A 25,705-nucleotide genomic window follows, 5' to 3' on the forward strand; every position below is an offset into this window, starting at 1 on the left:
CTCAGCCCCACAGTCTCAAGGTGAGCTGACCGCCGGTCGGCCGGCCGGGCTGGGCAGCCATGACGATCATCACCCGGTCGATATCGTCGGCGCTGTACCGGAGCCGGACCTCCGCCTTGCCGATGCCAGGATCGGCCAACAGGTCGAGCCACTCTTCATCCTGCTCCACGGTGACCACCCACTCCGCGAACGGCGTGCCGTCCTCGCGCACCGACATGCAGTCGAAGAGCAGCTCGGCGACGTCGGTCAGGTCCGCCGGATCGCGTAGCGCGGTCTCCAGGTCGATCGAGCGGACATTGGGCCACCAGAGGTCGCGCAGCGCGGTGTCCTTCTTGATGCCGGTCCGCCACTCCCGACGCAGGCGCTCCTCGGCGTCAGTGCCCCATATGCTGCCGGCCAGGTTGCTGCGCGAATGGGTCTGGTAGAGCCGGCCGCCGCGTACCGTGACGGACCATACTGGCCGGCTGACCTCGGGATCGCCCGGCCGAATGGAGATGATGTCGACGTCATCGATCGTGCGATCCGGCGAGCCGGTCGGCAGGTGCAGCTTGCCGATCTGCCACACGCCCAGCGGATCCGGCAGGACCCAGCAGGCGATCGACCGGGCCAAGGCCTCGATGACGCGCGCGGTCGACGTTCGCTCGGCGATGTAGAGCCCGACCTTCGCCGTCTCGGAGATCGCCGCGAAGGTGGGGCCTATCGTGGCCGCCGGATCCTGTCTCTCGATCAGCGCGGCGATCAGCTCCGGAGCGGTGTCGAGGTAGCCCACACCGGCGACCAGATCGACCGCACCCTTCACGCCGGCGGTGACCACTCCGCCGAAGGACTGGTTGACCTTCAGCAGCCCTCGGCCGAGGTCGGTGACCCGATGGCCCGCAGACGGACTAGCGCTGTCGAAGGCAGATCCGGACACGTCCCCGTCGTCGGTCAGGCCGGTGGCGGCCCCGCGATCGTAGATCGCCGAATACTCCTCCATCTCGCCGGCGTGGGCCTGGGCGACCTGGGCGGTCGCGTTGACCCATATCAGCGGGATGTTGGCGGTAACCAGGTCGCCAAGTGCCAGCGGCTTGACGCTGTCCTTGAGATCGTCGGCGGTGCCCTCGTAGCCGGTAGCTCCGCTGTTGGATCCGTCGAAGGTCTCTTCCTGGATGTCGTTCTCCAGGTCCGCCCGGCGATCGTAGATCGGGATCTCCAGTCGGCTCGGCCGACTGCCGGTGACGTCCCAGGCCGGCGCCTCCGGTCGCGCGTCGACGATCTTGCGGAAGTCGGCCGCAAAGGAGCGTTCCTCCTCTTCGTCCGTCTTGATCTCGCCCCACCAGACGCGCACGGCCGTGAAGATGGAGCCGCGGTACTGGTTGAGGGCGCCATCGGCATTGGAGAGCACCAGAGCACCCGTGCCGAGCGCTCCGGTGAGCCGGGAGGCGTCGGCGAAGACCTCGAGCCCGATCGACGGGGCCTCCAGAATCCGGCTGTCATAGGACTGGTTCGGGCGATTGGCATCCGTCGAAGGCCAAGGGCGCATCGGCAGGTCGCTGAGATAGAGCGTCGTCGGCGACGTGCCGTCGGCCGCGGTCAGGTCGACCTCGGCAAGGTAGGCCATGATGCGCCCGCGGCTCATGATGACCTCTTCGACAGCTGCATGGAGAGATCGCGGATCTGGCGACCCTGGTCGGCGATGGTCATCCCCATGCGCTCCACCTGGCCGGCCAGATCTGCCGTGGCCATGGCCTGGCGATCGCCGGCCGAGTAGATCGCCGAGGTGGTCCGGCCGATCGCGCCGACCAGCGGCGTCATGTCCATGGTGTTGGTGTTCGCCGGCCGGGACATCAGCGCCAGCGACTGCTGGGCGTTGAAGACGTGCATCGGCCCGCCGGTGTAGAGCAGCTCGCCGGGGTGCACGATCGCCGGACCGCCGGGATGCCAGCCGCCCTTTTCGTACTCTCGCCCTTCCGCGATGCCATACTCGTAAGCGTGTTGATATGCGAGCTGGTTCAGGCGGACGCGTAGTTGATCCGGGTCGGTAACGCCCTCCGCCGCGGCCGTCGCCTGTGCCCACGCCGCAACGTCCGAATTTCGCGCCAGATACCGCTCCTCTCGCGTGTACTGGTCGCTGATATCTCCTGCAGACCCGCCGCTGGGCGTTGCAGCGTTGGGGGCGGCTGCAAGCACGGCTTCCAGATCGCGGATCGCGTCGGCGACGGAGATGACGTTGTCGTTGATCGAAACGAGTTGGCTGACCTGCATCTGCATTTGCGCCAGCTGCTGATCGGCGATCTGGGCTTGTTGCTTTGCAACGGACTCGACACGCGACAGGCGGTCCGCCGTCATGTCGAAGGCGGCGTTATAGTCCGCACCCACCAGGACCTCGCGGGCGATCTGGAGATAGTTCTGGGCCGCCTGCTCGATGCCGGCGATCGCGTCCTCGTTGCCCGCCTGGGCGCGCTCGAACACGTCGTCGAAGATACCCTTCGCGGCATCCAGCCGATCGGTGGGACCGCCCTTGGCCAGGTCGCTGACTTCCAGGCCGCGCCGGGTTTCACGGATCGAGTTTGCGAACCCCATCATGCGGTCGCGAAGGGTCTGCAGTTCGGCGCTCTCGCGCTTGTAAGCTTCGATCAGGGTATTGCGGGCTTGCTCTTGCTGCTCGGCGATCTCCGCAGTGGTTGCGGCAGTCTGGGTAAGGGAGTCCACCACCTGTGAATTTAGGGTCTCGGTAAGCTCTCGCAGAATGATGTCCGCGCCCTGGACCTGATCGGCCACCCCGCTGAATGCATCGATCAGAGCCTGCAGCTCTCCGGCTCCGAGGCCCTCGATGACGGGTCGGAAGCGGCCGTCGATCACCTGCGCCAGGGTATCGGCGCTCACGCCGGCCACTTCGGCATCGGTAGAGAGCTGTTTGAGCTGTGCCGCAAGGGAGAGGAGCTGGTTGTACTGGCCGCCTACACCGGCCGCCTCCGCCTCGAGGCTGGTGCGGAAGCCCTGCTGCACCTGGGTGACCGCGGTCGCGTAGTTGTCGGCCAAATTCTCGGTCGCCAGGCCAAGTTCCTTGGCGCGTTCCTTGGCCTCTTCGAAAGCGTCCTTCAGCGCATCCAGCTGCGTCTTCAGCGGTCCGGCGATATCGAGGTCCGGCAGGAACAACTCGTCCAGGCCGGCGGCGAAGTCCAAGTCCGAGAGCAGCTCTTCGATCGTCTTGGCCGACGAATTCTGGAGGGCTGTCGAAACGCGGTCCGTGTCGAAACCGTCGAAGGCCTTCTGCAGCGTGAGCCGCACGCCTTCCGTAACCGCCTCGTCGGCCGACAGGCCTCGAAACAGGTCCTTATCTGCCAGCTGGCCGTTGATGATTTCCTTCAGGTTGAAGCCGGCCGACTGACCCGAACCACCCTCCGGATTGGAGAAGGCGCCGACATCGAGCCCGTATGCGCGAGAGCCGGTCGCCCCGTAGCGATCGCTGGCCTCGGTGGCTATCTCCCGGATGCGCCGGGCAACCTCGCCGGCCGCCGTGGGGTCGCCGTCGTTGTCGGCGGAGAGCTGGATCTCGCTGGTGCCGATGACATTGGGTATCCGTGCCACCCCGGTCGGCCCGACCGAAGGCGTCTGACCGCCACCGAAGAGGCCGCCGACGACATTGCCCAGGGCCGAGCCAGCAATGGTGCCGAAGGGACCGAAGAAGGAACCGGCGACGGCGCCGATCGTCGAGCCGATCGTCGAGCCGATCCCTCGGTCGCCCAGGAGCTGGTCGAGCAGCAGGTTGGTGGCGAAGGAGCCGATGGAGCCGAGCGGAGATCCGAAGGCAAGGCCGGCATTGCCGAACGTGGCGCCCAGCTCAGCACCGCCGAGCCTGGAGCCCAGCGACGCGAAGAGGTTGCCGATCGTGGCCGAGCCCGTGGTCAGCGAGCCCCCGCGCAGCAGGTTGATCAGCCCCATGCCGGCGCCGATGCCACCGATCAGCCCGCCACCGCCGCCTGAGAAGGCCGGCAGGGCGCCGGTCAGTCCGCCGGCACCGCCTCCGAACTGGCCGGTGATGCTGGCGATCGCCGACGGGGACAGACCGACCGCCTGGCCGAGAGCGCCGACGATCGGGACGATGATCGGCTTGGCGATCGCCAGAGTGGCGATCTCCCCGAACATGCGCGCGAAGATGTCCTTCGCACTGCCAGCCAGATCCTTGAACTGCAGCTTGCCGTTGCGCACGACATTGGTGATCGCGTCGCTGAAGCCGCGCTGGATCCCCTCCGCCGCCGTCTTGAAGGCCTCGGCCAGCGGGTTGGCCTGATCCTTGATGCGCTCCAGCTCGCGCACCTGGCCCTCGTCCATGATCGCCTTGCGCATCCGATCGTAGGCCGCGTTCACCGCGTCGATCTGTTCTGGCAGGGCCTCGAGCAGGGCGCGCGACCGCTCCAGCTCCAGCTGCTCGAGCTTCCGCGCCGTGGTCAGCGCGACGATCCGCCGGCGGGCCTCGTCGGTGTTCTCCAGCTCCAGGCGTCGGATCTCGTTCTGGAACTCTAGGTCCTCGGCCGAGCGGACCATGGCATCGGCCGCCTGGTTCTGCGCGGCCGCCCATGCCTCCACCTGGTCGCCCAGGCGGGCGATCAGATCCAGGTACTGCTCGTAGGTGAGCTTGCCCGCCTCGAAGCCCCGCATCAGCAGCTGGGCCTGCTGGTCGACGTCGCGATACTTCTCGGCGATCGGATCCAGACGCGCGCGCAGTGCCTTCAGCGCCTCGTCCTGGCCGGATGACCATTCCAGCTCGGCGTCGCGGGTGGCCAGCACCGCGGCGCGCAGCTCGGCGTAGGCCGCGTTGATCTCCCCGATCTGACCAGGTGCGGCCGCCATGACGGCCTGCTGGCGACGGGACTCCAGGCGATCCAGTTCGCGGGCAGCGGTCAGCCGCACGATCTCCTGGCGGGCCTGCTCGGTGCCCTCGGCCTCGAGCTTGCGGACCTGTAGCGCCAGCGTAGTGTCCTGGGCCTGCTCGCGGGCCGCTCGAGCGGCGGCGCCCAGCCCGAAGGCGTAGGCGTCGGTGCCGTGGTTCAGCGCTTTGATCAGGGCTTCGACGTCGTAGCCGGCGGCCGTCAGCTTCTCATGCGACGCCCGCAGCTGCTCTTCGGCGTCGCTGGCCTCCCGCATGACCTTCGCCATCGGATCGAGCTGGTCCACCAGCGACTGGACGTCTGTGGCCAGCCCCCCGAAATCGGCGCCGCCACCTGGACCACTGGTCGGCAGGATCCCCGACAGACCGCCGGCTCCGAAGAGACCCTCGTTGCCGTCGAAGAGGGCGCGCAGCTCACCCTGGACATCGAGCAGCTTCAGCCCTTCGCGCAGTTCCTGGGCCTGCCGCTTGTATTCGGCCAGGTCCTCCTGGGCGGCCCGTCGCATCTGGCCGCCTCGGGTCGCGCGGACCTGTGTTTCGGCAATCAGTGCCTCGGTCAGCGCCAGGCTCGCCTCGGCCTCCTCACGGGCGCGCTGCGCTGCGTCCTGGCTGAGGCCGGCGCCCAGGCCGAGCTGGCGGTTAACGCCCTCGATCGCGCGCGCATGCAGCTCTGCGGCCTGCGACGCCTCCGACTGCCTGGTCGCCAGGTAGTAGATCCCGCCGGCGGCAAGTAGCGCAGCACCGGCCGGGCCGCCGATCAGGTTCATCGCCCCGGACAGGCCCCGCATGGCGATGGTCGCCGTGCGGGCGCCGACCGTAGTGGCTTGCAGGGCAGCCAGGTGCCGGGCCTCGGCGGCGGCCAACGCGTTCTTCTGGGCCAGTAGCTGGGCTTCGATTGCGAGCACCTGGCGCCCGACGGCAATGCGGGCCAGGTCGGCCTCCGCGGAGCCTGCAACCACCACGGCACGCGCGCGCTCAGCCTTGACCTGGGCCAGGGTGGACGCGGTTGCCTCGACACTGGCGCGGGCTGCTGCGACCTGGGCGGCCGCCTTCAGCTCGGTTGCTCGAGCGCTGTTAAGGTCGACGGCACTTCCGGTCGCGACGGCGGCGTTCAATGTCACCCAGCTGGCCGTGCTCGAGGCGACTGCCGGAACCAGCGCATTGATCGACTGCAGCACACCGACGATCCCCGGCCGCATACGGGCGAAGATTCCGACACCCACGGTGGCGGCGAGTATGTCCAAGTTGCTCGAGAGGGCGCCGACCGCATAGGCAACCGCGTCGAAGGTCGCCGCGACGTCGCCGGAATCCACCGCCTCCTGGACGAACGACCGCAGATCATCGGTCGCCTCAACAATCGCCGGCGCGAGTGCGGAACCCAGGGACGCGGCGATCTCGTCCAGTGCATTGCCGGTCAGAGCCAGCTGCGAAGACAAGGTCTGCGCCGACCGGAGATACTCTTCGTTCAGCGCGGTCGTATTGCGCGTCTCGTCGGCGACGATTCCCAGGAAACGGCTAAGCTGATCGCTGTTGACGGCCAGGGTCGGAAGGACTTTTAGCAGTTCCTCGCCCTGCAGGCCGAAGCGTTCCAGGACCTCGGCCGCGCTCTCTCCACTCTCGACCGCCGCCCCCACACCTTCGACGAACGATACGAAAACCGAGGTGGCGTCCTGCTCGAACGTCTGGCGGAGCTGGTCGCCGGCGATGCCGGTGATCTCGGCCAGCTCACGGAAGCGCTGACCGCCGCCACGGATGGACTCTTCGATCGCCCGGAACGTCCGGCCGACGGCGGACCCGCCCAGCTCGGCCTGGACACCGACCGACCGGAGCGCCGCGCCGAAGCCCGCAGCCTCGCCGGCGGAGACGCCGAAGATCGCGGTGGCCTGGGCGACCTGTGTGGCGACACGGGCGATCTCGGACTCACTGGCCGCCGCATTGTTGCCCAGCGCCACGATAACCGAAGCCAGGGTATCGATGCTGTCGATCGCCTCGCCGGTGACGTTGAGGATCCGTGTGAGGCTGGTCGCCGCTTCCTCACCGGCGAGGTCGGACGCGGTGCCGAGCTTCGCTACGGTCTCGGTGAAGAGCGTCAGGTCCTTCACGCCCTTGACGCCCAGCTGACCGCCGGCCTGGGCGATGCCGAGCAGCTCGGTGCGCGCGAACGGCATGCGCCTGGCCATCTCGGTGACGGCGGCACCCATCTCTCGGATCTGGTCTGCACTCAGATCGGCGGTTTTGGCGACACCGACCAGCCCGCGCTCGTAAGCGGCGAACTCCTGCACGGCATCGCGCACGCCGATGGCCAGGCCAAGTCCGGCGATGACGGTCTGCAGCGATCGAAGCGATGCGAGCGCGGATGAGCTGCGCAGCCGCAGATCTTCGAGAGCGCGGCCGGCGCCGGTACCGCTGTCGCGCAGCCCAGCCAGCTCCGATCGGGCGTTGCGGACCTCGCCGACGAAGCCCCGGCCGTCCGCACGCAGTGTGAGGCCGACGACGATATCGGTCATCGCGACCTCGCCGGCCGGGGTTGCTGTCGGCGGATCCGGGCCAGGTCCGCCATCCGGATCCGGTTGAGCACCTCGAGCGCCTTCATCTCGATGATCTGGATCCGGCCGAGCAGATCGGACCGGCGCTCAGCCGGGACGCCGAGCGCATCAATCACTGCGGTGACGGCCTCGACGCGCAGACCCGTATGGGCCGGCGGGTCGCCGGCATACGTCCATTGGGTCTGGCACCGCTGAAACACCATCACTGCCTCGGTATTGGCCGGCAGGATCGGATAGGCCGGCCTGGTCGCCGGCAGCTCCCGCTCCCGCCGGCGTTGACGGGCGCGTCGCCGGCGCTGTGCGTCGAGGAAGGCGTCGACGTCCTGACCGGCATCGCGCAACTGATCGGCTATTCCGTAGCCTTCCTGGTCTTCGCCTCCGCCGCCCGACGTGCCGCGCGGTTTGGCCCGCCGGCCTGCGGTTGCCCATCTTCGGGCGGCGTCTCGGAGTTTTTTTCCTCGATCCCCAGGACCATGCGGGCGGTGGCTTCCATCACGGCGCCGCGGATCCGCGGGTCGCGCAGTAGCTGACTCTTCGCGGCATCGGAATAACCGAGCGCGCCCTTGCCCTGGGCGGCGATCCCAGACCAGCCCTTCAGGTGCTTGTAGAGCGGGTCGGCGGCGTCGCCGTGCTTGCCGCCCTTGGCCGCATAGTCCGTCATGTCCTGCTGCAGCTGCATGTAGGCGTCCATGTCCAGGTAGTCGACGTCGATCCGGATCTCGTGCGTCTGGAACTGGCCATCGCCGATCGGCACACGGATCCGAGCCGGCCAGTTGCGGACCACCGGGCGGGCATCGAAGACGAACAGGCCGCCTTCCTCGAACGCATCGAGGGGAATGTCCGAGGCGTCGATGTCCTCGTGCTTCTGTTTCCTGGGCGCCATGCGGCTCTCCTCTGAGACAACGGTTGCCGGTCTCTCCCGGCTGTCACGCGCCATAGCTCCCGCGTTCAGCAGCTGTCCGCCCAGCTGCGGGCCTACTCCCGGATCGTCGGGCCTCGCCGGCCATTGGGTGTCGGGTGCGGCGAGGCCCTCCTCGGTTTCGCTTGGGATCTACTTGATCGCCAGCAGCAGCTCGTCGTTGCCGGCGTCGGACGGGAGCGCGGTGACGTTGGCCGAGAACATCGCCACGCCTTCCTCGTCCTGGTACTGCAGACCGGTGATCTCCAGCCGCGTGCAGGTCAGGTGGACGATCTCGCCGCGCACCAGGCCGTGGATCAGCTCGAAGGTGAGGGTCGACCCGTCGTCCAGGTTGTCGAAGAAGTCGGCGTCGTCGAGATCCAGCGCCTCGAACACGATCGTGCCGGAAGAGGCGCGGCCTGACGTGCGGACCTTCTTCTGACCGACCAGGGACCGCATGACGGTGTTCTGACCGACGTTGAGGTTGAAGCTCCGCAGCACGATCTCCACGCCGCCGAGCGCCACGTAGGGCGAGTTGTCGTCGTCGACGATCAGCGGATCCTGGAAGGCGGAGAAGTCGACGGCCGGGATCTCTTCGCTCGAGCGCACCCCCGGCAGACCCATGAAGTCGAACTGCAGGTCGAAGTAGCCGTCGGCCGCCGCGTTGATCGTGACGTTGCCGCGCTGCCCGCCGAAGCGATGCCGGTTGGTGCCATACTGGAAGAAGCTCTCACCGGATTCGAAGGTGTCGCTGATCGGCGCATAGAAGGAGCCAGGCGGGGACAGCTGGATCGTGTAGCTGTCGCCGACCTCGAAGGCGGTACCGACCGTCGGCGTGATGGTCGCACCGTGCAGAAGATCGAAGTCCGTGGCATCCGTCATGACCTGCGCGGTCGCCTCGTAGGCCGCCAGGTGCTTGGTGGCCGGCGCGCTCACCGTGAACTCCGCAACGCCAGACCCACCCCCGGTGGTGCACAGGAGCGTGACCAGGCGATCGACGATCCCCTCGTAGGGGTCGCCGGCCGCGTAGGTGAACGTGCCGGTGGGGCCGCCGACGCCCGTCGGCGGGCTCGCCGCGATCGTCGCCGCCGGCGCACGGACAGTCTCGGACGTGCCAGCCTGCCGCAGCAGTCGGCCGAACGCGGGTGCCTGGCCGGCATCGAGCGCCGTCTCGCCCGCGCCGGTCGCCTCAACGGTGAACTGCATGGTCCCGCGCTTGGCGGCCAGCTTGCCGGGGTTGGCGCCGAAGTACGGCGTGACGATGTCGCGCTCGACCCGGTTGCCGGTCAGCGGCACGGCGGTCATGGACTTGATCAGAACCGCGTTGCTGGCGGCCATCGCACCCGGAGAGACGTTGTATGTCTCCTCGAGCTGGTTGAACAGCACGGCCGTGTTCATGGAGATTTCGTCGGCCATTGCGGTCACTCCTTACCGCTAGAGGAATCGGACGCCGCCTTCGCCGAGCTGGTGCTCGTTCCCAGGGGGCGCGGGCTGCTGTCGCTCGTCGGCGATCGCCGCGGCGACGGCTTGTCGGACTTCGGCTCGGCCGCCGGCTTGGGCAGCGCCTGGACCGGCTTCTCGGCCGACGGCTCGGCCTTCTTATCGGCCTGGGCCGCCAGCTCCCGACGCTCGGCGCGGCTCAGAGACTTCGGCGGTTCGCCGACGCGCACGCGCTCGCCGGTCTTCGGATCGATGACGAATTGGCCTCCTGACATCGGACGGCTCCCTACGGTTGCAGCTTGGTTCGGACGGTGAAGTCGAGCTGGCGCCACACGACCTGGTCGCGCAGGCCGAGGGTGCGGCTCCCGGCAAACTGCATGGAGTCCTCGGCCCCGGTCGGCTTCCACCCCGCCAGCTGTGCGGTGACGGTCGCCTCCAGGTCTTCGATGGCCAGACTTGCGCCGGCGCCTCGCGGATCCCGCAGGTTGCCCAACGCCAGCACGACAGCGATGCCGCGGGTCACGAGCTGCCGGTGCTTCCCGATCAGCTCGGACTTGCCGGCTCTGTCGGTCGTAGCGATCACATAGCCAGCGGGTTGCAGGTGGCGCGGCGGGTTGCCGGTGAGTGCCGCGAACTCCGCGACACCTTCGATCAGCACCAGGCCACTGGCTTCTTTGCCCTCTTGGAGGCGTGCGATCGTCTGCGACAGGATCGTCATGCCGCACCCCCGGCCGCCATGGCGATCGGGGTGAACAGCCAAGCCTCGAACATGTCGATCACGGACGCCTCGTCCTCCGGACCGAAGCCGACGAACGGGCGGGGCGGCATGGTCACGCTCTGGACGTTGACGAAGCCCTCCTGGCCGCCTTCAGCGGCGAAGCCAGGCACCGTGAAGGACAGGCCTTTTTCGGTCTTAGCGCGGATCACGCCACCGAATTGGTGGATGGCCGCATAGATCACGTTGGTCCCCACCATGACCTCGCCGGCGGAGGCCTCGTAGGTCATGGAGTTTCGGAGGCGAGCGCTGTCAACCAGCGTCTGGCCACCCTCCTGAGAAGCTCGTCGGCTCTTCGGCCAGGCGGTCCCGTCCGGACCCTTGCCCGTCTCGAACCGGTCGAGCACGTTGTCGCGCAACGCGGCGCCGATGGGATCCAACAGCTCCGTCAGATCCTGCCCGCCGTCCGCCCACTGCGACAGCACGGTCGCCGCGCGGACCTCGTCGATCGACAGGGAAGCGGAGAAGCCGGCCATGGTCAGAAGTCCTTCAGGCCGGTTCGGGACATCAGGCGATCGTCGCCGACGAACTCGATGGTCGCGGACGCCGGCCCGGCGGCGGTCACTCCATCGTCGCCGAGCGTCGCCTTGCCGGCGGCCACGTCGCGCAGCCAGGTGAGCGAGTCTTTGTAGGCGGTGCGGACCTGCTCGGTCGGCGCATCGGCGTGGAGGAAGTAGCGGGCAATGTCGCCGGCGACACGCACCAGGCGCTCCGGGACCGTGGCGAGCGGCAGGGCCGCCCGCGCCGCGATGTAGCTGTCGATCAGCTCGTCGGCATCGGCCAAGGCGGAGGCGACCACCTCCGCATCGATCGAGCCGACGTTATCGCGATCGGTGAGCTGAAGGATCTCCAGCTCACCGAAACGATCGACCAGGGCCTGTTGCGTGGCGTAGGTCATGCGCTCTTGCCGCTGCCCTTCTTAGGCTTCTCTGCGTCGGCCTTCTCTGCGTTGGCCTTCTCTGCGTTGGCGTTGTCGGCAGCGGCCTTGTCGGCAGCGGCCTTGTCGGCAGCGGCCTTGTCGGCAGCGGCCCGGTCAGCGGCGGCCTTGTCGGCAGCAGCCTTGTCGGCGGCGGCCTTGTCGTCCTCGTCGTCCTCCAGTTCCACCGGAGAGACGGAGAGCATCGGCTCGGCCAGAAACTGGCGGAGCTGGTCCTCGGAGAAGCGGTCGACCGGATAATCGGTCGGCTTCTTCGGGTGGCGGACGCCAGCGCGACGGAAGCCGTCGCGCTGGGCGGAGATCCGGATGCCGGGGCGCGCCATGATCAGGCCGCCAGCAACTGTTCGACGTGGTGCATGGCCGTGCCCTGGGCCACGTTGGTCGCACCGGCCGCGTCACGCTCGGCCTTCAGGACCTCCAGAGCCTTCTTCTCCAGGCTCGGCGGCACGACCAGCAGGTTCGGGCGCAGCCGCAGCTGGCGGCCATGGTCGCCGGTCATGGACATCATGGCGGCGCGGGCGGCGAAGTAGTTCTCGGAGTTGAGCGTCTGCTTCGACGCATAGGCCAGCTGCCAGAGCCCGAACCCGGCAGCGCAGCGCATGTCCACACCCCACACGAACTGCTTCGCCATGAAGACGTTCGGGTCGGTGTTGTTGATCAGCGCTGTGAGCTGCGCCCGGCGGCGCATCTGGAAGATGAGCGGCTTGATCGCCCGCGTGGTGTCCAACAGGAACCAGGCGGTGCCGGCGCCGCCCTGGAAATTGGAAACACTCTGCTCGTCGCCGTTCTCGCCGATCACCGGGTGGTCTGTGTCGAAGAAATACTGGCCGTCGTAGCAGGCCTCAGTGAAGCCGGACTTCAGCAGGTTCCAGACCAGAAAGTCCGGGTGCTCGGCCGCCGTCTGACCCAGGTCGGCGACCAACGGGTTGTAGACCCCGATCTGATCGTCCTCGATGTCATCGCGATCTACGCCGATCGTGTTCTCGAACGCTTCGTTCTCGACCTTGTAGCCATCCTTGGCCACGTTGTTGATGACACGGTCGCCAACCCACCGCCGCATGCCCTGCAGCTTGGCGAGCCAGCGATAGTCGTTCTCGCGGGTGGTCGAGGGGACTTCCATGGCGATCTTGTTCCAGGTCGTCTCGACGCCGCCCAGGGCGCCGTTGAAGATCGTGTTGAAGCTGGTGTTGATCCCAGCCAGCGATGCGCGATTGACTTCCAAGGGTGCCTCCGGGGCTCAGGTTTCGATCAGCAGGGTGACCGCCGCGGTCCGCGCCGCGTCGTTGGTGCCACCCGGCGTGATGGTGATGACATCGCCGGCGGCCACCACGTTGGCGGCCGAGGGCGTGGCGCTGTCCGCGTCACCGGCGGCGGAGCCCGCCTGAGTGATCGTGATCACGCCGTTGGTGACGGGCGTCGCGCCGATGGCGGCCGTCAGCGTGGCGTTGCCGGTGGTCAGGGCGCCGTCGATCACCGAACGGATGCTGGTGATCATCCCCGCGACGGGGCTCACGATCCGGATCGGGTCGGTGCCGTCGAGAGCGGCGGCATCCGGGACGGAGAGCACCACCTGGTTGGCGCCGATGTTCGCCCGCGCCGTAGCCGCGTCGTCGACGTCGTCCAGATTGTTCTGGTCGAGCAGTGCGCCGGCATCGCTGTCGAACGGACCGTTGCCGACCAGGACCCACACCCCGCGGGTATCGACGTCGATAATCCGTCCAGCCCGCGACCGGGCGCCGGTGTCCGACGTCTTGGCCACCGTCTGATCATCGACGATGTAGCAGGCACTGTGGATGTTGGCGGCCGTGATCGCGTCGCCGCCTTCGCTGTTGGCGTACTGGAAGACGCCGCGCTTCACCTTCACCGACTTCGCGCCGTTGGCCCCGAGGCTGTTGTCGACCTGCTCCTCGGCCCGGCCGACGGCGATCAGCCCGGTGGCGGTCGAGCCCGGCTCGGCATAGCCGCCGTTCAGGACCACCAGGGAGCCGGCATGGATGGTGGTGGCGGCCGCGACCAGCAGCACCACCAGTTCGCCCGAACGCTCGGGCGTGTTGCGATCTCCGGTCAGCGCCGTCATGGATCAGCCCTCCGCCTGCACGCCAAGCTCTGCCTGGCGGGTCTTTTTGAAGTCCTCGAGCGGCACGCCCATCTGGGACGCGATCGCGCGGTCGATCTCGGAGAGCCCGTCCTCGCCCTTCTGGGGCTGAGCGGCGAGGCCCGAGGTGCCGGTAACCACCGGCGCCTTCTCCGACCAGGCCTTGAAGCCGGCGAGATCCTGGGAGGCGTAGGCGGTCGCCCATTCCTTCAGCGCCGGCGAGACCTTCCCGGCCTTCACCGCCGCATCGACGGCCGCGGTCGCCTTGTCGGTCGACAGCTCCTTCTGGATCGAAGCCAGGGAGGTCTGCAGCTCGGTGACCTGTTCGATCGGCACGAACTTGGACGGGTCGGGCGCGGTCGACTTCCGCGCCTCGTCGATCGCAGCGGCGAGGGCCGTCTCGGTCGTGTCCTTCACGCCGAGCTTGCTGGCCATCGCAGTGACGATCGCCGTCGAGCTGGAGAGCTTCTGAACATGCGCCAGGGCGGTCGCCTGGTCGGTGTCCTCCTTGAGGCCCAGCGCCTCAAGCAATGCTTTCAGGAACGGGTCCACCTGGACCTCCTTGTGCTGCTGCTGGTGGGAAAGGGCGGTCATGACGAAGGCGGGATTGTTCGTCAGCGCTGCATGGCGCAGCCGGACGATCTGCCGGCCTTCCTTCGTGTAGTCGAAGACCGGGGAGATGAAGCGATACTCTTTGGCCGCGATCGCCTGGGCCGCAGCAGCGGTCCACTCGACGCGTCCCCAGATGCCATCGGCCCGCTCGGCAAGCTCTTTGATCCAGCCCGCGGCGCGGGCCGTGCCGCCGACGCCTTTGACGGCCGACAGGTCGATCTGGTGGTCGTAGTCGATCGGGAGATCCAGGCCACGGGCCGCCGAGATCGAGGTCGCGATCACCGAGGCGGTGTCGGTTAGCTCATACGGCGGGCGTCCGTCGCGCGGCTGAATGAGGCCGAGCGGCATCAGCTGGATCCACTCGGGCGCAACGCCGGCGACCGGATCCGGAAGCTGAATAACCGCGCCCATACCGGTTTCGTGGCGCGTGGGGTCTGTGACCTTCTTGCTCATGGAGAGCATGGTGGAGCCGCCACCAGCCCGAAAACATGGTGACACCTGTCACCATGGGGAGCGATTAAACGGAAGGTCGGGAAGCGGTTCGGTGGGGCTTCAGGCCCGGTCGGTCGACTGGATCAGTCCCCCGAACTGGCCCCAGCATGGTGGTTTCGGGGTGCGCGGGCAAGAGACAGTCCGCCGAGCTACTCCCGAATGGGCCTGGGAGGCGCTCCAGGCCGTTTAAAAATCGTTTAAGGGATTTCAGGGCATCACCGGGGGTCTCAGAGCGATCTCGGCCGTCCTGGGGCTTCCTAGCGCCTCGCCTTGCGCGGTGGCTGTCTGTTCCAGAGGAGCGATCACTGGAATTTAAACGACCTTAAACGCGCTTCGATCCGATCGGTGGTGTCGTTCAGCCATTGCTTGACTGGATTTCATGGCGAGCCTACCTGATAGGAGCGGCGCGCGCGACACGGTGAAACTCTCCCGGCCGTAGCACCGTCCTCGGTAACGAAGACGGGAGCGCAATGCGGGGTTCATGGGAGGCCCCGCCGCGCGCCGTCTACTCCTCCCAGGATCCAAACAGAATGCGACCTCGCTGGATCAGCCGGCGGATATCGGCCGAGTTGGTCCGCCGGAACGACGTCACATAGGTCGCGGCTCCCGTGTCCGTCGCCTTGACCGCCGCCATAAGCGGGCCGTCCTGCCGCCGGACGATCACCACCGACACGTCACGATCCTGGACGATCAGGGAGGGCGCCGCGCCCAGCTCGGGCAGCTGCCGGTACTGAGCCGGGGTCAGGTCGGGATGCTGGCGGAGGTTCTTCGTCAAGCTCTCGGGCGACAGAACGGCGATCGGCGACCTGGCGCCGATCTCTTCGGCTACCGCCGGCGGCAGGCGCATGACCGGCATGGGCACGGTCGGCTTCGTCAGCTGGCGGGCGAAGTCCGGCGATCGCACAACGTCACGCAGGGCCGCATGGGCGATATCCGGGCGGGCGCCGGCGAGCTTGTCCAGCAGCGCGCGGGTGGCGCCGGACGACAGGCCCTGCTCCAGGGTCGCGTCGCGTCGGACGGCGTCGGCAGCGAGCCCGACATGGTAGTTCCATCCCGGATCGATCCCGGCTGGCACATTCTGGATCTCGCCGGTCCGCTGGTTTTCCCACCGGCGTTCCCTCAAGACGGGTGCTTCACTCACGCCGCCGAGCCGCTCGGCCTCTCTCGCCGAGAGCTGGCGCACGGTGCAACGACAGTTCCAGCCGTTGGGCGGGTAGTGGGTCGACCACCAGGCGTCGTCGACGGGGAGCACGGTACCGTGCCAGGCCTGATGTTCCGGCCGGGTGCGATCATCATCGACGGCGACGTACCGCAGATAGGGCCGTAGCCGCTTGGTGCGCTGGATCTGCTCCCAACGGCCGGCCGCATATGAGGTTCGGAGATTCACGTCGAAGATCGTCTTCAGCCGTCGCGGGCTGCCGAGCTGCGCCAGGCGCTCCTCGCCAGTGACCGGGTCGGTTACGCGCTGCCGGCCCCACCATCCCTTGGCCTGCAGCAGTGGCTCCAGGCCCTCGCGGAACTGAGCGAAGGTGGTGCCGTCGGCAAGCGCCTGGTCGACGGCGCCGCGGATGTCCTCAAGGATGTCTAGCTGCATCGCCTTGGCTACGGTGAAGTACCGGGCGTGCTCGCTCTGCCAGACGTCCTGCCAGGCAAAGCCCACCTTGAAGCCCTTCGAGCGGAAGTAGTCGACCGCCTCGCGCGGCGGAAGCGGTTTCAATTCGAGCGCGGGCATCGATCAGGCACCCGCGTCGGAACTGTCGTCGATCGGCGCGTCGACCTCACCGGCCAGTCGTGCTGCAAAGCCGGCCTGGGCCAGTACGGTGATGACCTCGTCGGGCTCCATCTCTTCGATCAGCTCCGGAAGGCGATCGCGCAGCTCCTCCAGGCTCGTCACGTCCTCGAGCAGCTGGCGGACCGGATCCACGATCGGCTCGACCATCGGGCGCCAGTCGTCAATCGCCTCGTCGGCAAGCTCGGTTACGGCGTCACGATCGCCGCGCGCTTGGGCGGCGGCCGTTGCCGTGTCCTGCTCCGGGTCCGACGCACCATCTCGGTTCTCGTTCGGTGCGCCCGGCGAGGCACGCCGACGGGGCTGCAGCAGCTCCTCGTCCTTGTCGGGATCCGGCAAGCCGAGCTTGTCGCGGACGACGGACGATCCGACCTTGCCGCCCATGTCGACATACTTCTCGATCAGCGGCATCAGCTTGGCCATGTCCGTCTGGTCGGGCAGGCCGATGAAGACCCGAGGGTACTTGCCATCCTTCGGCGGGCCGAAATTCAGATCGATCATCGGCTTGACCAGGTCCCGGTTGATCGGGATCGCCAGGCGCTTGGCGTCGCTCTGCTGGATATCCTGACGCACCTGGTCGTGAACCTTGCCGACCGCATAGCCGCCGGCGATCGCGTCGGTGGTCCCCACCTGACCGAGCACGGCCTTGGAGATCTGCTGATCCAGGAAGTTCGCGAGGCTGCTGAAGAGGGCGCCGTCGCCTTTCGAGGCCGACTCAACGAAGTCGATCTTCATGCTGTCGGGAATGATGCCGCCGGCGTCGTGACCGAGCTGCGATACGGCCCGCAGCAGCATCCGGCGGTCTTCCGGCGTGGATCCGTTCGGATACATGCCCAGCCGCAGCGGCTGACCATAGGTCTCCAGGAACGAGACCCAATCCTTCAGGCCGAAGTTTTTGAACAGCCAGGCCCACGACACCGGCCGGGCGAGACCGCCGCGGATCGGCAGGCCGGACTTGGCCTGGATGATCGACGTGATGAACTTGTACGGCGCAAGAGGCACAGGCTGACCGGCGTCGTCGCGCAGCCGAATGGTGCGAAGGTCGACCAGGTCGAACATGAACCACCGGGGATCCCGCCATTCCAGACGCCTCGGCCACCACTGTTTCTCGCTCGTCTCCCACAGGATCTCGACAACGCTGAAGCCCTTGCCGATCGCGTCGAGCATGTCGAACAACTCGTCTTCCAGCTCGTCTCGGCGGAGCCATTCCCGAATGAAGTCCGCGTGCTCCTGCCAGGGGCCTTTGTCCTCGGCCGCTTCCACCGTGATCTCGAGCTGGGCGACGGCGCGCTTGCGCGCCCCAAGGACGCCGACGTAGTGGAGGTCCTTCTCCTCGATGTCCTCGGCCAGCTCGAGATAGGAGACCGGGTCGCCTTCCTCAGAGGCACGCAGGATCGTGCCGAGCCGGGCGGGTGTGAGGCCGCGCGACGGGTGCTCGCCGATCGGGCGGCGCACACCGGCCATGGTCGGACCGGCCAGCTCGTCGAGAAGGACCTCGCGGCGTAGCGGCGTCACACCGTCCGGGCCAACAAGTGTCGGGATCTTGGCCATGCTCTCGTCTCCTACCAGGCACCTGGTCCAAACCGGGCGCCCGGCATTTCGTCATCGGTGCCATATGCGGGTGATTCATCGACCCGGCGACGCATCGGGATCGCGGCCTCGTATCCGAACTCGACGATCCCGGTCAGCGTCGCGACATAGAAATGCAGCAGGGCCTGGCCGGCGTCTCCGTGCCGCCGTCCACCGTCGCTGCCCTCGTTGCGGATATCACTCGGGATCTTGCCGACACCACCGACCACTCGGAACTGGCGCAGATCGTCCCGGACATCTCGATCGGCCGGGATCCAAATGGTCCGATCTTGGAAAGCGGCCGTGAACTTCGGGGTGTTCTCTCGGTACCATGCGTCGTTGGCCATCAGCTCGGTCACCCGGTTCGATCCGAACTTCTGGCGAGCCTCCTGGGCCAGCACCATGCCGTTGCCATTGGCGTCGAGGACCATCCGCTGCAGCCGGTTGAGCCGAGCCCCTATGTAGTAGAGCGCCTGCTTCTGTTGGTCGTAGGGGCATTGCCGCAGCTCGACCACCAGCGGCGCTCGGCGCACCAGGTTCTGAGCTGTGTAGCCGACGACAATACAGGTCCGGTCCTGGCGCATGGCGAAGTCCTCACCGATCGCCGTCGGGAGATCCTTCAAAGCCTCTAGATGCGGGCCGACGTTCTCGTCGAGCCAGGCGCGCATGTCGGCCTGGCGTTGAACCTCGGGGAGGTCAACAAACCCCTCAACCGGTGGCTCCCAGCGCGCGACGCGATAGTCCTCGATACTGCACGCCTCGATCCAAGCCAGGGGCAGCATCACGCCGTCGCCTTCCCGCGGAACGGCGTCCAGTTCTTCCCGCATCGCATCGACACGCGTGCCGTAGCTCCGACGGACCTTGCGGTACCACTCGGCCTTGCCCTCGGCCGAAGCCGTCCAGTTCCGCAGCAGACAAACCCGCTCGTAGAGGCCGTTGGCCACCGCGTCATCGAACGTAATGCGGTGGATGGAGTAGTCGTACCGGCCCTCGCGGGTCTCTTTGATCAGCTCGTTGAAGGCGTTCAGCGTGCCGTTGTGAGTAGAGATGATCCGGATCTTGCCGCCCCAGATGAGCAGAGCGTTGCAGGCGTCGATCACACCGCGGACGTTCGGATGGAACGCCGCCTCGTCGATGATCACGCGCCCCTGCAGGCCTCGGATGTTGGCCGGCCGGCTCGACAGAGCGCAGATCTGGAAACCGGATGCGAAGCGGATCCGGTATGCCTGGATCTGCCTCGAGCTGCCGTCCTCCTGGACGTCGTCGAACAGGAAGTCCTCCACGGACAGCAACTCGGCGGCGACGTTGCGCGCGAACTTGGCGCAGGTCCCGATGAACTCCAGACCCTTCTCCTTGGTGTCGCCGATGTAGAAGGTGTTGTCTCCTCCGGCCGAGGCGCTGGCCGCGCCGATCAAGGTGCTCGCAAGGGCCTCGGCGAAGGTGATGCCGGTCCGGCGGCCCTTCTCGGCGAGCTTCAGGTCGGACTCGTCGGAGACCCACTCCACCTGGTGGGCCATAAGAATGCCGTCCGCCAGAGGATCGAGATCGTCTGGCGGCAGCACTCCCAGGGGCAGATCGTCGATCGGCGATCGCGGTGGCGGCATGGTCGCGGTGGGGAGCTGCTCGCTCATGTGGCCTGGACCCGGACGCCGAGAATGTCGCGGCGGAGCTGCGCCAGGCGCTCGGCCGACAGGCCCTTTCCTTCACCCGCGGATTGGGCGTCTCGCTGCGCCTGGTCGAACAGCTTGGCGGCCTCGCGCTTCAGCTTGGCGAGGACCTTCTCCTCGGCATCGAGCGTGGTCTTGCGCGCGGAGGCCATGTCCTTCATGCCCTTCATCAGGAGCATGAACTCCTCGACCTCGAGGACGTTGTCGGCGCCGGCGTGTTTGTCCATCAGCTTGAAGGCGATGGTCTGCGCGATCTGCATAAGGAAGCGGGCGGCGTCGTTGTCCTGGTCGCCGAACTCTTTAGCCAGCTGAGACGTCACAGACTGCATTCGGTCCATGTCGCCGCGCATCTTGGCTGTCGTGGCGCTGTATCGCGCGACCGAACCGCGCGACGGTGTGTCATCCAGCTTGAGCGTCTGGAGGAACTCAACGACGTCGTCGATCGTGCGCCCTTCGACGTGCAGAAGCCGGTCGATCTCGGCTTTGATGGCCGGATCCAGCTTCTCGATCTTGCTCTTCGGGCCGCGCTTTCTCATGTGGAGCGCTACGCGTTCGGGCGACGCACGCCGGCGGTCTTGAGCCGCCCGGTGGCGGTCGCTTCGCCACGCGCCGTCAGGGTGGCCGTGTAGCTCACACGACCCGGCTGCGGATGCTCGGCGATCGTGAGCAGGCCGGCGTCGCGAAGCCAGATCAGCTCTGCCTGAAGCTCGGCGCGGGTCGGAAACTGGTTGTGATAGCGCGCGATCGCTTCCTGCAGCAGGCCCTCGTAGGCGCTCTGGCCAGGTACCTCGTTGAGGGTCACGATGATCGTCAGCCGCAGCTCCTCGCGCAGCATGTCCTGGATGCTCATGTGCTGACCCTCTGGCTCTGTGCGCCCTTGATCTCGTTCTCGACAAGCATGTCGACCTTCCGGCCGATCTGGCGAAGCTCCCGATCGAGACCGGTCACCTCCGACGCCATGGCCTTGACGTCGCCTCGAAACGACTCGATCGAGATCACGATGTTCTGCAGATCGGTCTGTGTCGGCGCGGTGGCCGCCCGCTGCTCGAGCCGATCGACTGCTCGCTCCAGCTTCTCCACTCGGTCGACCACCTTCTTGGCCGCTTCGTCCCTGGCCGCGACTTCCAGTTCCAGGTCGGAGCGCGGAGCGAACACGCTTCGCAGATACAGCATCGCGATGGAAACCATCGCGATCCCGACGACCGACAGCAGGCCGGCCCACGCGTTAAGCTCTTTAACCAGCTCGATCATCGTGTCGCGCGCTCCCGGTCACGTTGGCAATCGATACAGGTGACCGCGCCCGGATCGGCCGCTCGACGTGCCTCCGGAATCTCCTCCCCGCAGTCGATGCAGTGGGTCCGACCGTCGCCTTTCGGCACGGAGAGCGCGCGCCTCACAGCGGAAGCGCGCGCAGCCTCTTCGTACTCGCTGGCCTGGTCGGCGAAATCAGGCACTGCCGTCCCCATGCAGCTTGGCCCGCAGCTCGTCGGTGACAGCGTTGATGTCCGCCCACTCGGCATCAGTCGGGTCGCGGTTCTCGGCCACCATGCGCTCGATCGCCCGCTTCGCGGCGATCGCGTTCGGGATGCCCGCGGCGATCGCGTCGGCGATCTGGATCCCGATCAGGATCATGGACGCGTTCATCGGCCCGTCTCCTGGCGTGCGAGATAGACGGCAAGCTCGGCGACGGCCGAGCGGGCGAGGGACACGGCCGCCTCCACGGTCGGATCGTGCCCTCGGCGCACCGCGACCTGGGCGCGCTTCAGCGCCTCGTAGGCCGCGTTGTCCAGGCGCCGGATGGTCTGCACCTGGTCCTCGCTGATCAGCCCGCTCTCGATCAGCTCGGCCGCCGAGGATAGGGCGGCGTTGTAGTCCGACTGGACGGCGTAGACCGCCTGGGCGGGCGTAGCGGCCTCGGCCTTGTAGACCGCGTAGGTGCCGCAGGCGACCGGTCCGCCGAAGGCGAGCCCGCCCAGCAGCAGGAACATCAGCGCCACCTTCGTCACCGCGTCGCCGGGTACCTTGAAGGTCGACTTCAGGTCGCTGTCGATGCGCCGCAGGATGTCCAGGGCGGCCGGCGGCACGAAATAGTGCACCGCTCCCATGACCAGGCCGACCGCGGCCGTCTGGATCTCGGTGGGGACATCCACGCCGACGGCGGCCAGGACCAGCGTCAGCAGCCAGGTGGCGATGCCGGACAGCCCGGCGGCGAGGAACTTGCGTTCCGGGATCCAGTGCTTCTTCACGTCGTTCACTGCTCGGTCTCCTCAGTAGGTCCAGAGCGCCGGGCGCGGGGCGTGGTAGCCCTCGGCCGCGGTCATGTCGTCGAGGTGCACGAAGCGCGGTCCGTCGCTGCCATTGGGCTGGGACACGCCGATGCCGGTGAAGCCGAAGGCGCGCGCCTGCTCGACGATCGCCAGAGCCCGGACGCCGTAGACCTGGATGTCTACGGCCCGGCCGTAGGCATGCGTCCCCGGCTGCGCCTTGTTGCGCTCGGCCGGATGCGTGCGGTGGCGGTAGCCCGAGCTGATGATGAACGGAAAGCCCAGGATCTCACGGAGCGTCTGCAGCTTGTCCATGAAGTCCGGAACCACGACCAGCAGACCGGTGTACTTGCACCGCAACTCGTCGGGCGTGAAGTTCTTCCATTGCCAGTCCGGGATGACGGACGACTTCGGATCGGGCAGGGCTAAGGACATCGCGGTTCCTCGAACGTAGGGCGCGGGGCTATGCCCCGCTCACGTTCGAAGCGTGACCGATGCTCGGTCACAAACCCATGGTGACACCTGTCACCATGGCCGTTCTCTAGTCCTGATCTTGGGAGAGGCCGGCAAGAAGCGGAAGATCGTCATCCTGCTCTCGAGCTTTCGCACGATGCCGTTTCACCGTGCGTGCGGCAATGCCGAAACGCCGGGCGAGATCGGACGCACTGCCCTCTCCGTTGATAATCGCCTGCCGCAATTTCTCGGCACGCACGCGATCGCGGGCGTAGGGGCCAAGCGGTATGGCAACCGGACCGGTGCCGTAAGTCGAGACCAACCAGGTTGCGACCTGGTCCCCGAACCGGCGTGTCAGCAACGGGGTGGGCTTCTCTGGCAGGAAAACGATTGTCCCCCCTGCTTCCCGCGCGAGCGACAGAGCGGCCCCGAGACCATGAGCCTCGGCCAGCTCCGCGAGCAATTGAGGTAGCGGGAGCGCCGGCGCGGTCATGGTAGGCTCCGCCGGCGACGTTCATCGAGCGAGACTTTCTCATGGGGCCTAGACCGGTCGATCCGGACCTCTACAGGGCGGTTGCCATCGCCTATCGAGAGCGGCGCCAGGCAGGTGATCTTGACCACCCCGCTTTCTTGGCCGCCCGGAAGGTCTACATCGAGAAAACGGGCGACGAAGCTGGTGCAGCGGATGCTGTGCCGCGGATCATCCATTGGGTCTCTGAGAACTACACAAAGTGGTTCTGGACGGACGTTGGCGGCAAAGGTCAACTCTGAACCTCCCCGCCCAGGTACTGGAAGCCGGCCTCGACCAGCACCGGAACTGGCCAGCCGATTTGATAGTCCGGATCGTCGATCGGCCGCATCGCCACCACGCGCTGCACCGCCGTCTGTACTCGGTGGTCGAAGCCGTGGTCCCTTCCGAGACGGGCTGTCACCCTTTGGACTCCGTGCCAAACGGTCGTGTGGTCGCGGCCGTAGAACCGGCCGATCGCCATCAGGGAGTTTTCGCCATGCTGGGCGCTCAGCCAGAAGGCGACCTGCCGCGGCTCGGTGAACTTCCGCTGCCGGGCAGGTCCCCTGACTTCGGCGGCGTCCACACCCCAGATCTCGCAGACGATCGGCAGAATCCAACGGTTTGGGATGCGCCGGGTCATGACCTGGCCGCCAAGGCTTCACGCAGCGTCCGGCCAAACCATTCGGTAACCCGGAACCAGTCCTCCGGTTCGTAGAGATCGGGACGCGTCTTGTCGGTGGCGGCGATCGCGACGTTCCACCAGCGCGTCTCCTGGGGGTCGCTGACGGCGTCGAGATCCCGCAGGCGTCGCCACTGCGCCGACACCACGGCAAAGCGCTCGTGCGCGTCGATCGGCAGGTAGGGCGCCCAGGCTCCGAGGCCGTCCGTGCTCCAATCCACGCCACCGTCACGCGCTGCCCAGGCCTTCAGCGCCTCGATCGCCTTAAAGGCTTCCTCGCCCTTCAGCCATTCGAGGGCCTCAAGCCCACGGCCTCGGCCGCCGGTTACTCGCCGAACGTAGGTGACCAGGGCGGCCTCCGCTGGGTCGCGAACCACGCCCAGGTGATAGAGGGAAATCCAGAGCGCCCGGACCTTGCGGGCATACTTGTTCGTGGCCAGGCGCCTGCTGCCGGCGCGGGCCGGGGCGGCGGCCTTGGCAGGCTTGAAGCCCTGGGCCTTGAAATGGTCGAGCAGCTCGTCGAGCTGGCGGAGGTTCAGCGCAGTGCTGCTCTCGACACCGAACATCCGGCGGAGGAGCGCGCGATAAGTTTCGTCGTCGAGGCCCAGGTCTCTCTTGGCGATCTGGACCTTTTGCATGCGCGGCCGGCGAGCAGCCTTGTCGTCGGTGCGGGTGGCGGTAGCGGTCATTCGGCGGCTCTCTTGGCAGGGCCGGAACAGCGCCGGCCGGTGGCGTTCACGATCACCATGACGTCCGACCATCCGAGCTGGGCGGATGCGCGCTCCAGGGCCTCGCGCAGCTCGGTGGTCGGATCGCCGGCCGGCCGCTCGGCGGCCTCGCGGGCGGCTTGGGTGACCGCCGTCGCTGCCCGGCGGACGTTCTCCTGCAGGGCTTTCGGCTGATGCGGCAGCAGCTGCATCGTGGCAGACCAAAAGCCCAGCAGCGCGTCGTCGAGCGGCCGGGTCATCGCCGCGTCTCGCTGTCCGATACCGCCAGCGCCAGGGCGCCGCGATAACGGTTGACGGCCTGAAGCCGCTCGTCGATCGGGCTGCTCTGAACCTGCCGCCAACGCTGGCTGACATTCCGTCGATGGAATGTCGACGTCCGGTGCCAGCACTCGCGACACATGGCGTGGCCCTTTCGGAGCGGTGCGCCGCAGCCGCGGACGGGGCAGACGCGGTCCATGTCAGACTCCCTGGCCGGCGAGGAACTCGCCGATTGGAGGCCAGCCGAGCCACTCGGCGTCGGGCAGCGGCGTCGGCAGGCCCCGCACGGGGGTCACGGTGCGGACCTCACCACCGGCCGCGCGGTAGACCCACAGGTCCCGGCGGCCATACCAGAGATCGACGTGCACCACCGGGACCTCAGCCGGGCGGGATGCCTCGTAGATCTCGACCTGGATCAGATCGTCGGCGGCGGGTCGGGCGTGGCGGTTTGCGAGCGCGCCCATGGTCGCCTCCTCATACCGCGGCCAGGTCGATCGGCACGGCGCGCCACCCATCGGCCTGGTCGTTGCGAATGTAGAAGCGGGCGTAGCTCTTGGAGCCGATCACTCGGATGCTGTCCCGGATCGCCTCCTGGCCGCGTTTCCACCGAGCGTCGTCGAACTCCAGGCGCAGCAGTCGGAAGACGGCGTCGCGGCTCACCTGACCTTCCTTGTCGGCCTGGAAGGCCTGATCGACCAGCGTGCGCAGCTCGTCGCGGGCGTCCTCGGTCCAGTCGGAAATGCACTCGTCGAAGAGCGCACGCGCCACCTGCAGCTCCGGTCCGAAGCTGAGGCGGTCGGCGACCGCGATCTGCACCTTCATCAGACCGTCGAAGGTCATGAAGGTGACGTTGCCGCGTCCCTTCGCGCCTCGTTTCGTGGCGCCGTACTCCTCCTCCGCGAGGCTCATGTAAGACCCGGTGTCGGCGAACACGTGGCCCTTGAAGCGCTGGATCTGGTTGTGCAGCTCGACCGCGTAGCCCAGGACCTTCCGGACCATCTGATCTTCGAGCTGCTGGACCGGGCGGATGCTCGCTTCGGTGACGAACCTCCCCTTGGCGTCCTCGACGTAGCCAGCCGGGATTTCGCGGCCGGAAACGGGCAGAGTGAGTTGATCGCTCAT

At 67.3% G+C, this 25,705-nt stretch carries 29 protein-coding genes; all 29 read right to left on the bottom strand.

The annotated features are described in order from the left end of the window. Nucleotide 1: 1 nt before the first annotated feature. The gene (locus T8K17_RS01765) at nt 2–1,618 is read right to left on the bottom strand and encodes a hypothetical protein (RefSeq protein WP_322331221.1); all 1,617 of its coding nucleotides are present in this window, start codon (nt 1,616–1,618) and stop codon (nt 2–4) included. Next, nucleotides 1,615–7,377: a phage tail tape measure protein gene (locus T8K17_RS01770; RefSeq protein WP_322332820.1), complete on the bottom strand. Its 5,763-nt coding sequence runs from the start codon at nt 7,375–7,377 to the stop codon at nt 1,615–1,617. Before T8K17_RS01770 ends, T8K17_RS01765 begins: the two co-directional genes overlap by 4 nt. Next, a complete protein-coding gene (locus T8K17_RS01775; protein WP_322331219.1) occupies nt 7,374–7,757 on the bottom strand; it encodes a DUF1799 domain-containing protein in 384 nt (127 codons plus the stop codon). The genes T8K17_RS01770 and T8K17_RS01775 overlap by 4 nt, the downstream gene beginning before the upstream one ends. A gap of 8 nt (nt 7,758–7,765) precedes the next feature. After that, complete coding sequence (locus T8K17_RS01780; RefSeq protein ID WP_322331218.1) at nt 7,766–8,299, bottom strand: hypothetical protein; 534 nt, start codon at nt 8,297–8,299, stop codon at nt 7,766–7,768. A 168-nt stretch (nt 8,300–8,467) separates the two neighbouring features. Continuing rightward, nucleotides 8,468–9,730, bottom strand: coding sequence for a hypothetical protein (locus T8K17_RS01785; protein WP_322331217.1), 1,263 nt, complete (start codon nt 9,728–9,730; stop codon nt 8,468–8,470). Between the two features lie 5 nt (nt 9,731–9,735). Further along, a complete protein-coding gene (locus tag T8K17_RS01790) occupies nt 9,736–10,029 on the bottom strand; it encodes a hypothetical protein (protein WP_322331216.1) in 294 nt (97 codons plus the stop codon). An 11-nt stretch (nt 10,030–10,040) separates the two neighbouring features. Next, nucleotides 10,041–10,472 carry a hypothetical protein gene (locus T8K17_RS01795; protein WP_322331215.1) on the bottom strand — a complete coding sequence of 144 codons (432 nt, stop codon included), beginning with the start codon at nt 10,470–10,472 and terminating at the stop codon, nt 10,041–10,043. Further along, nucleotides 10,469–11,005, bottom strand: coding sequence for a phage virion morphogenesis protein (locus tag T8K17_RS01800; RefSeq protein ID WP_322331214.1), 537 nt, complete (start codon nt 11,003–11,005; stop codon nt 10,469–10,471). Before T8K17_RS01800 ends, T8K17_RS01795 begins: the two co-directional genes overlap by 4 nt. A 2-nt stretch (nt 11,006–11,007) precedes the next feature. Next, complete coding sequence (locus T8K17_RS01805) at nt 11,008–11,427, bottom strand: DUF1320 domain-containing protein (RefSeq protein ID WP_322331213.1); 420 nt, start codon at nt 11,425–11,427, stop codon at nt 11,008–11,010. Further along, on the bottom strand, nt 11,424–11,789 hold the full coding sequence (locus T8K17_RS01810) for an HI1506-related protein (RefSeq protein ID WP_322331212.1): 366 nt from the start codon (nt 11,787–11,789) through the stop codon (nt 11,424–11,426). The genes T8K17_RS01805 and T8K17_RS01810 overlap by 4 nt, the downstream gene beginning before the upstream one ends. Nucleotides 11,790–11,791: 2 nt before the next feature. Continuing rightward, complete coding sequence (locus T8K17_RS01815; RefSeq protein WP_322331211.1) at nt 11,792–12,688, bottom strand: Mu-like prophage major head subunit gpT family protein; 897 nt, start codon at nt 12,686–12,688, stop codon at nt 11,792–11,794. A gap of 15 nt (nt 12,689–12,703) precedes the next feature. Beyond that, nucleotides 12,704–13,543 carry a hypothetical protein gene (locus T8K17_RS01820; protein ID WP_322331210.1) on the bottom strand — a complete coding sequence of 280 codons (840 nt, stop codon included), beginning with the start codon at nt 13,541–13,543 and terminating at the stop codon, nt 12,704–12,706. Between the two features lie 3 nt (nt 13,544–13,546). Then, on the bottom strand, nt 13,547–14,584 hold the full coding sequence (locus tag T8K17_RS01825) for a phage protease (protein ID WP_322331209.1): 1,038 nt from the start codon (nt 14,582–14,584) through the stop codon (nt 13,547–13,549). Nucleotides 14,585–15,170: 586 nt separating this feature from the next. Further along, nucleotides 15,171–16,397: a phage minor head protein gene (locus T8K17_RS01830; protein WP_322331208.1), complete on the bottom strand. Its 1,227-nt coding sequence runs from the start codon at nt 16,395–16,397 to the stop codon at nt 15,171–15,173. A gap of 3 nt (nt 16,398–16,400) precedes the next feature. Further along, nucleotides 16,401–18,005, bottom strand: a complete 1,605-nt coding sequence (locus tag T8K17_RS01835) for a DUF935 domain-containing protein (RefSeq protein ID WP_322331207.1) — start codon at nt 18,003–18,005, stop codon at nt 16,401–16,403. Nucleotides 18,006–18,016: 11 nt separating this feature from the next. Continuing rightward, complete coding sequence (locus tag T8K17_RS01840; RefSeq protein ID WP_322331206.1) at nt 18,017–19,654, bottom strand: hypothetical protein; 1,638 nt, start codon at nt 19,652–19,654, stop codon at nt 18,017–18,019. Then, nucleotides 19,651–20,226: a phage protein Gp27 family protein gene (locus T8K17_RS01845; RefSeq protein ID WP_322331205.1), complete on the bottom strand. Its 576-nt coding sequence runs from the start codon at nt 20,224–20,226 to the stop codon at nt 19,651–19,653. Before T8K17_RS01845 ends, T8K17_RS01840 begins: the two co-directional genes overlap by 4 nt. A gap of 8 nt (nt 20,227–20,234) precedes the next feature. Beyond that, entirely contained in the window at nt 20,235–20,540 is a 306-nt protein-coding gene (locus T8K17_RS01850) for a hypothetical protein (RefSeq protein WP_322331204.1), read from the bottom strand. Continuing rightward, nucleotides 20,537–20,941 carry a DUF2730 family protein gene (locus T8K17_RS01855; RefSeq protein WP_322331203.1) on the bottom strand — a complete coding sequence of 135 codons (405 nt, stop codon included), beginning with the start codon at nt 20,939–20,941 and terminating at the stop codon, nt 20,537–20,539. Before T8K17_RS01855 ends, T8K17_RS01850 begins: the two co-directional genes overlap by 4 nt. Beyond that, nucleotides 20,938–21,210, bottom strand: coding sequence for a TraR/DksA family transcriptional regulator (locus tag T8K17_RS01860; protein WP_322332821.1), 273 nt, complete (start codon nt 21,208–21,210; stop codon nt 20,938–20,940). The genes T8K17_RS01855 and T8K17_RS01860 overlap by 4 nt, the downstream gene beginning before the upstream one ends. Beyond that, a complete protein-coding gene (locus tag T8K17_RS01865; protein WP_322331201.1) occupies nt 21,137–21,334 on the bottom strand; it encodes a hypothetical protein in 198 nt (65 codons plus the stop codon). The genes T8K17_RS01860 and T8K17_RS01865 overlap by 74 nt, the downstream gene beginning before the upstream one ends. Further along, entirely contained in the window at nt 21,331–21,945 is a 615-nt protein-coding gene (locus T8K17_RS01870) for a hypothetical protein (RefSeq protein WP_322331200.1), read from the bottom strand. Before T8K17_RS01870 ends, T8K17_RS01865 begins: the two co-directional genes overlap by 4 nt. Before the next feature lie 12 nt (nt 21,946–21,957). Next, nucleotides 21,958–22,389, bottom strand: a complete 432-nt coding sequence (locus T8K17_RS01875; protein WP_322331199.1) for a D-Ala-D-Ala carboxypeptidase family metallohydrolase — start codon at nt 22,387–22,389, stop codon at nt 21,958–21,960. Between the two features lie 106 nt (nt 22,390–22,495). Next, the gene (locus T8K17_RS01880; protein WP_322331198.1) at nt 22,496–22,900 is read right to left on the bottom strand and encodes a hypothetical protein; all 405 of its coding nucleotides are present in this window, start codon (nt 22,898–22,900) and stop codon (nt 22,496–22,498) included. Between the two features lie 268 nt (nt 22,901–23,168). Then, entirely contained in the window at nt 23,169–23,558 is a 390-nt protein-coding gene (locus T8K17_RS01885) for a helix-turn-helix domain-containing protein (protein ID WP_322331197.1), read from the bottom strand. Further along, nucleotides 23,555–24,286: a regulatory protein GemA gene (locus T8K17_RS01890; RefSeq protein WP_322331196.1), complete on the bottom strand. Its 732-nt coding sequence runs from the start codon at nt 24,284–24,286 to the stop codon at nt 23,555–23,557. The genes T8K17_RS01885 and T8K17_RS01890 overlap by 4 nt, the downstream gene beginning before the upstream one ends. Continuing rightward, a complete protein-coding gene (locus T8K17_RS01895; RefSeq protein WP_322331195.1) occupies nt 24,283–24,564 on the bottom strand; it encodes a hypothetical protein in 282 nt (93 codons plus the stop codon). Before T8K17_RS01895 ends, T8K17_RS01890 begins: the two co-directional genes overlap by 4 nt. Before the next feature lie 219 nt (nt 24,565–24,783). Beyond that, the gene (locus T8K17_RS01900) at nt 24,784–25,047 is read right to left on the bottom strand and encodes a hypothetical protein (protein WP_322331194.1); all 264 of its coding nucleotides are present in this window, start codon (nt 25,045–25,047) and stop codon (nt 24,784–24,786) included. A 10-nt stretch (nt 25,048–25,057) separates the two neighbouring features. Continuing rightward, nucleotides 25,058–25,705, bottom strand: coding sequence for a DUF3164 family protein (locus T8K17_RS01905; RefSeq protein WP_322331193.1), 648 nt, complete (start codon nt 25,703–25,705; stop codon nt 25,058–25,060).

Source organism: Thalassobaculum sp. OXR-137, from assembly GCF_034377285.1.
Taxonomy (GTDB): domain Bacteria; phylum Pseudomonadota; class Alphaproteobacteria; order Thalassobaculales; family Thalassobaculaceae; genus Thalassobaculum.

Bases quoted from the DNA above. Each gene is read 5' to 3' on its own strand.
- T8K17_RS01765 (WP_322331221.1), bottom strand. From the start codon at position 1,618: ATGAGCCGCGGGCGCATCATGGCCTACCTTGCCGAGGTCGACCTGACC.
- T8K17_RS01770 (WP_322332820.1), bottom strand. From the start codon at position 7,377: ATGACCGATATCGTCGTCGGCCTCACACTGCGTGCGGACGGCCGGGGC.
- T8K17_RS01780 (WP_322331218.1), bottom strand. From the start codon at position 8,299: ATGGCGCCCAGGAAACAGAAGCACGAGGACATCGACGCCTCGGACATT.
- T8K17_RS01785 (WP_322331217.1), bottom strand. From the start codon at position 9,730: ATGGCCGACGAAATCTCCATGAACACGGCCGTGCTGTTCAACCAGCTC.
- T8K17_RS01790 (WP_322331216.1), bottom strand. From the start codon at position 10,029: ATGTCAGGAGGCCAATTCGTCATCGATCCGAAGACCGGCGAGCGCGTG.
- T8K17_RS01795 (WP_322331215.1), bottom strand. From the start codon at position 10,472: ATGACGATCCTGTCGCAGACGATCGCACGCCTCCAAGAGGGCAAAGAA.
- T8K17_RS01800 (WP_322331214.1), bottom strand. From the start codon at position 11,005: ATGGCCGGCTTCTCCGCTTCCCTGTCGATCGACGAGGTCCGCGCGGCG.
- T8K17_RS01805 (WP_322331213.1), bottom strand. From the start codon at position 11,427: ATGACCTACGCCACGCAACAGGCCCTGGTCGATCGTTTCGGTGAGCTG.
- T8K17_RS01810 (WP_322331212.1), bottom strand. From the start codon at position 11,789: ATGGCGCGCCCCGGCATCCGGATCTCCGCCCAGCGCGACGGCTTCCGT.
- T8K17_RS01820 (WP_322331210.1), bottom strand. From the start codon at position 13,543: ATGACGGCGCTGACCGGAGATCGCAACACGCCCGAGCGTTCGGGCGAA.
- T8K17_RS01825 (WP_322331209.1), bottom strand. From the start codon at position 14,584: ATGGGCGCGGTTATTCAGCTTCCGGATCCGGTCGCCGGCGTTGCGCCC.
- T8K17_RS01830 (WP_322331208.1), bottom strand. From the start codon at position 16,397: ATGCCCGCGCTCGAATTGAAACCGCTTCCGCCGCGCGAGGCGGTCGAC.
- T8K17_RS01835 (WP_322331207.1), bottom strand. From the start codon at position 18,005: ATGGCCAAGATCCCGACACTTGTTGGCCCGGACGGTGTGACGCCGCTA.
- T8K17_RS01840 (WP_322331206.1), bottom strand. From the start codon at position 19,654: ATGAGCGAGCAGCTCCCCACCGCGACCATGCCGCCACCGCGATCGCCG.
- T8K17_RS01845 (WP_322331205.1), bottom strand. From the start codon at position 20,226: ATGAGAAAGCGCGGCCCGAAGAGCAAGATCGAGAAGCTGGATCCGGCC.
- T8K17_RS01850 (WP_322331204.1), bottom strand. From the start codon at position 20,540: ATGAGCATCCAGGACATGCTGCGCGAGGAGCTGCGGCTGACGATCATC.
- T8K17_RS01855 (WP_322331203.1), bottom strand. From the start codon at position 20,941: ATGATCGAGCTGGTTAAAGAGCTTAACGCGTGGGCCGGCCTGCTGTCG.
- T8K17_RS01860 (WP_322332821.1), bottom strand. From the start codon at position 21,210: ATGCCGAGTGGGCGGACATCAACGCTGTCACCGACGAGCTGCGGGCCA.
- T8K17_RS01865 (WP_322331201.1), bottom strand. From the start codon at position 21,334: ATGAACGCGTCCATGATCCTGATCGGGATCCAGATCGCCGACGCGATC.
- T8K17_RS01875 (WP_322331199.1), bottom strand. From the start codon at position 22,389: ATGTCCTTAGCCCTGCCCGATCCGAAGTCGTCCGTCATCCCGGACTGG.
- T8K17_RS01880 (WP_322331198.1), bottom strand. From the start codon at position 22,900: ATGACCGCGCCGGCGCTCCCGCTACCTCAATTGCTCGCGGAGCTGGCC.
- T8K17_RS01885 (WP_322331197.1), bottom strand. From the start codon at position 23,558: ATGACCCGGCGCATCCCAAACCGTTGGATTCTGCCGATCGTCTGCGAG.
- T8K17_RS01890 (WP_322331196.1), bottom strand. From the start codon at position 24,286: ATGACCGCTACCGCCACCCGCACCGACGACAAGGCTGCTCGCCGGCCG.
- T8K17_RS01895 (WP_322331195.1), bottom strand. From the start codon at position 24,564: ATGACCCGGCCGCTCGACGACGCGCTGCTGGGCTTTTGGTCTGCCACG.
- T8K17_RS01900 (WP_322331194.1), bottom strand. From the start codon at position 25,047: ATGGGCGCGCTCGCAAACCGCCACGCCCGACCCGCCGCCGACGATCTG.
- T8K17_RS01905 (WP_322331193.1), bottom strand. From the start codon at position 25,705: ATGAGCGATCAACTCACTCTGCCCGTTTCCGGCCGCGAAATCCCGGCT.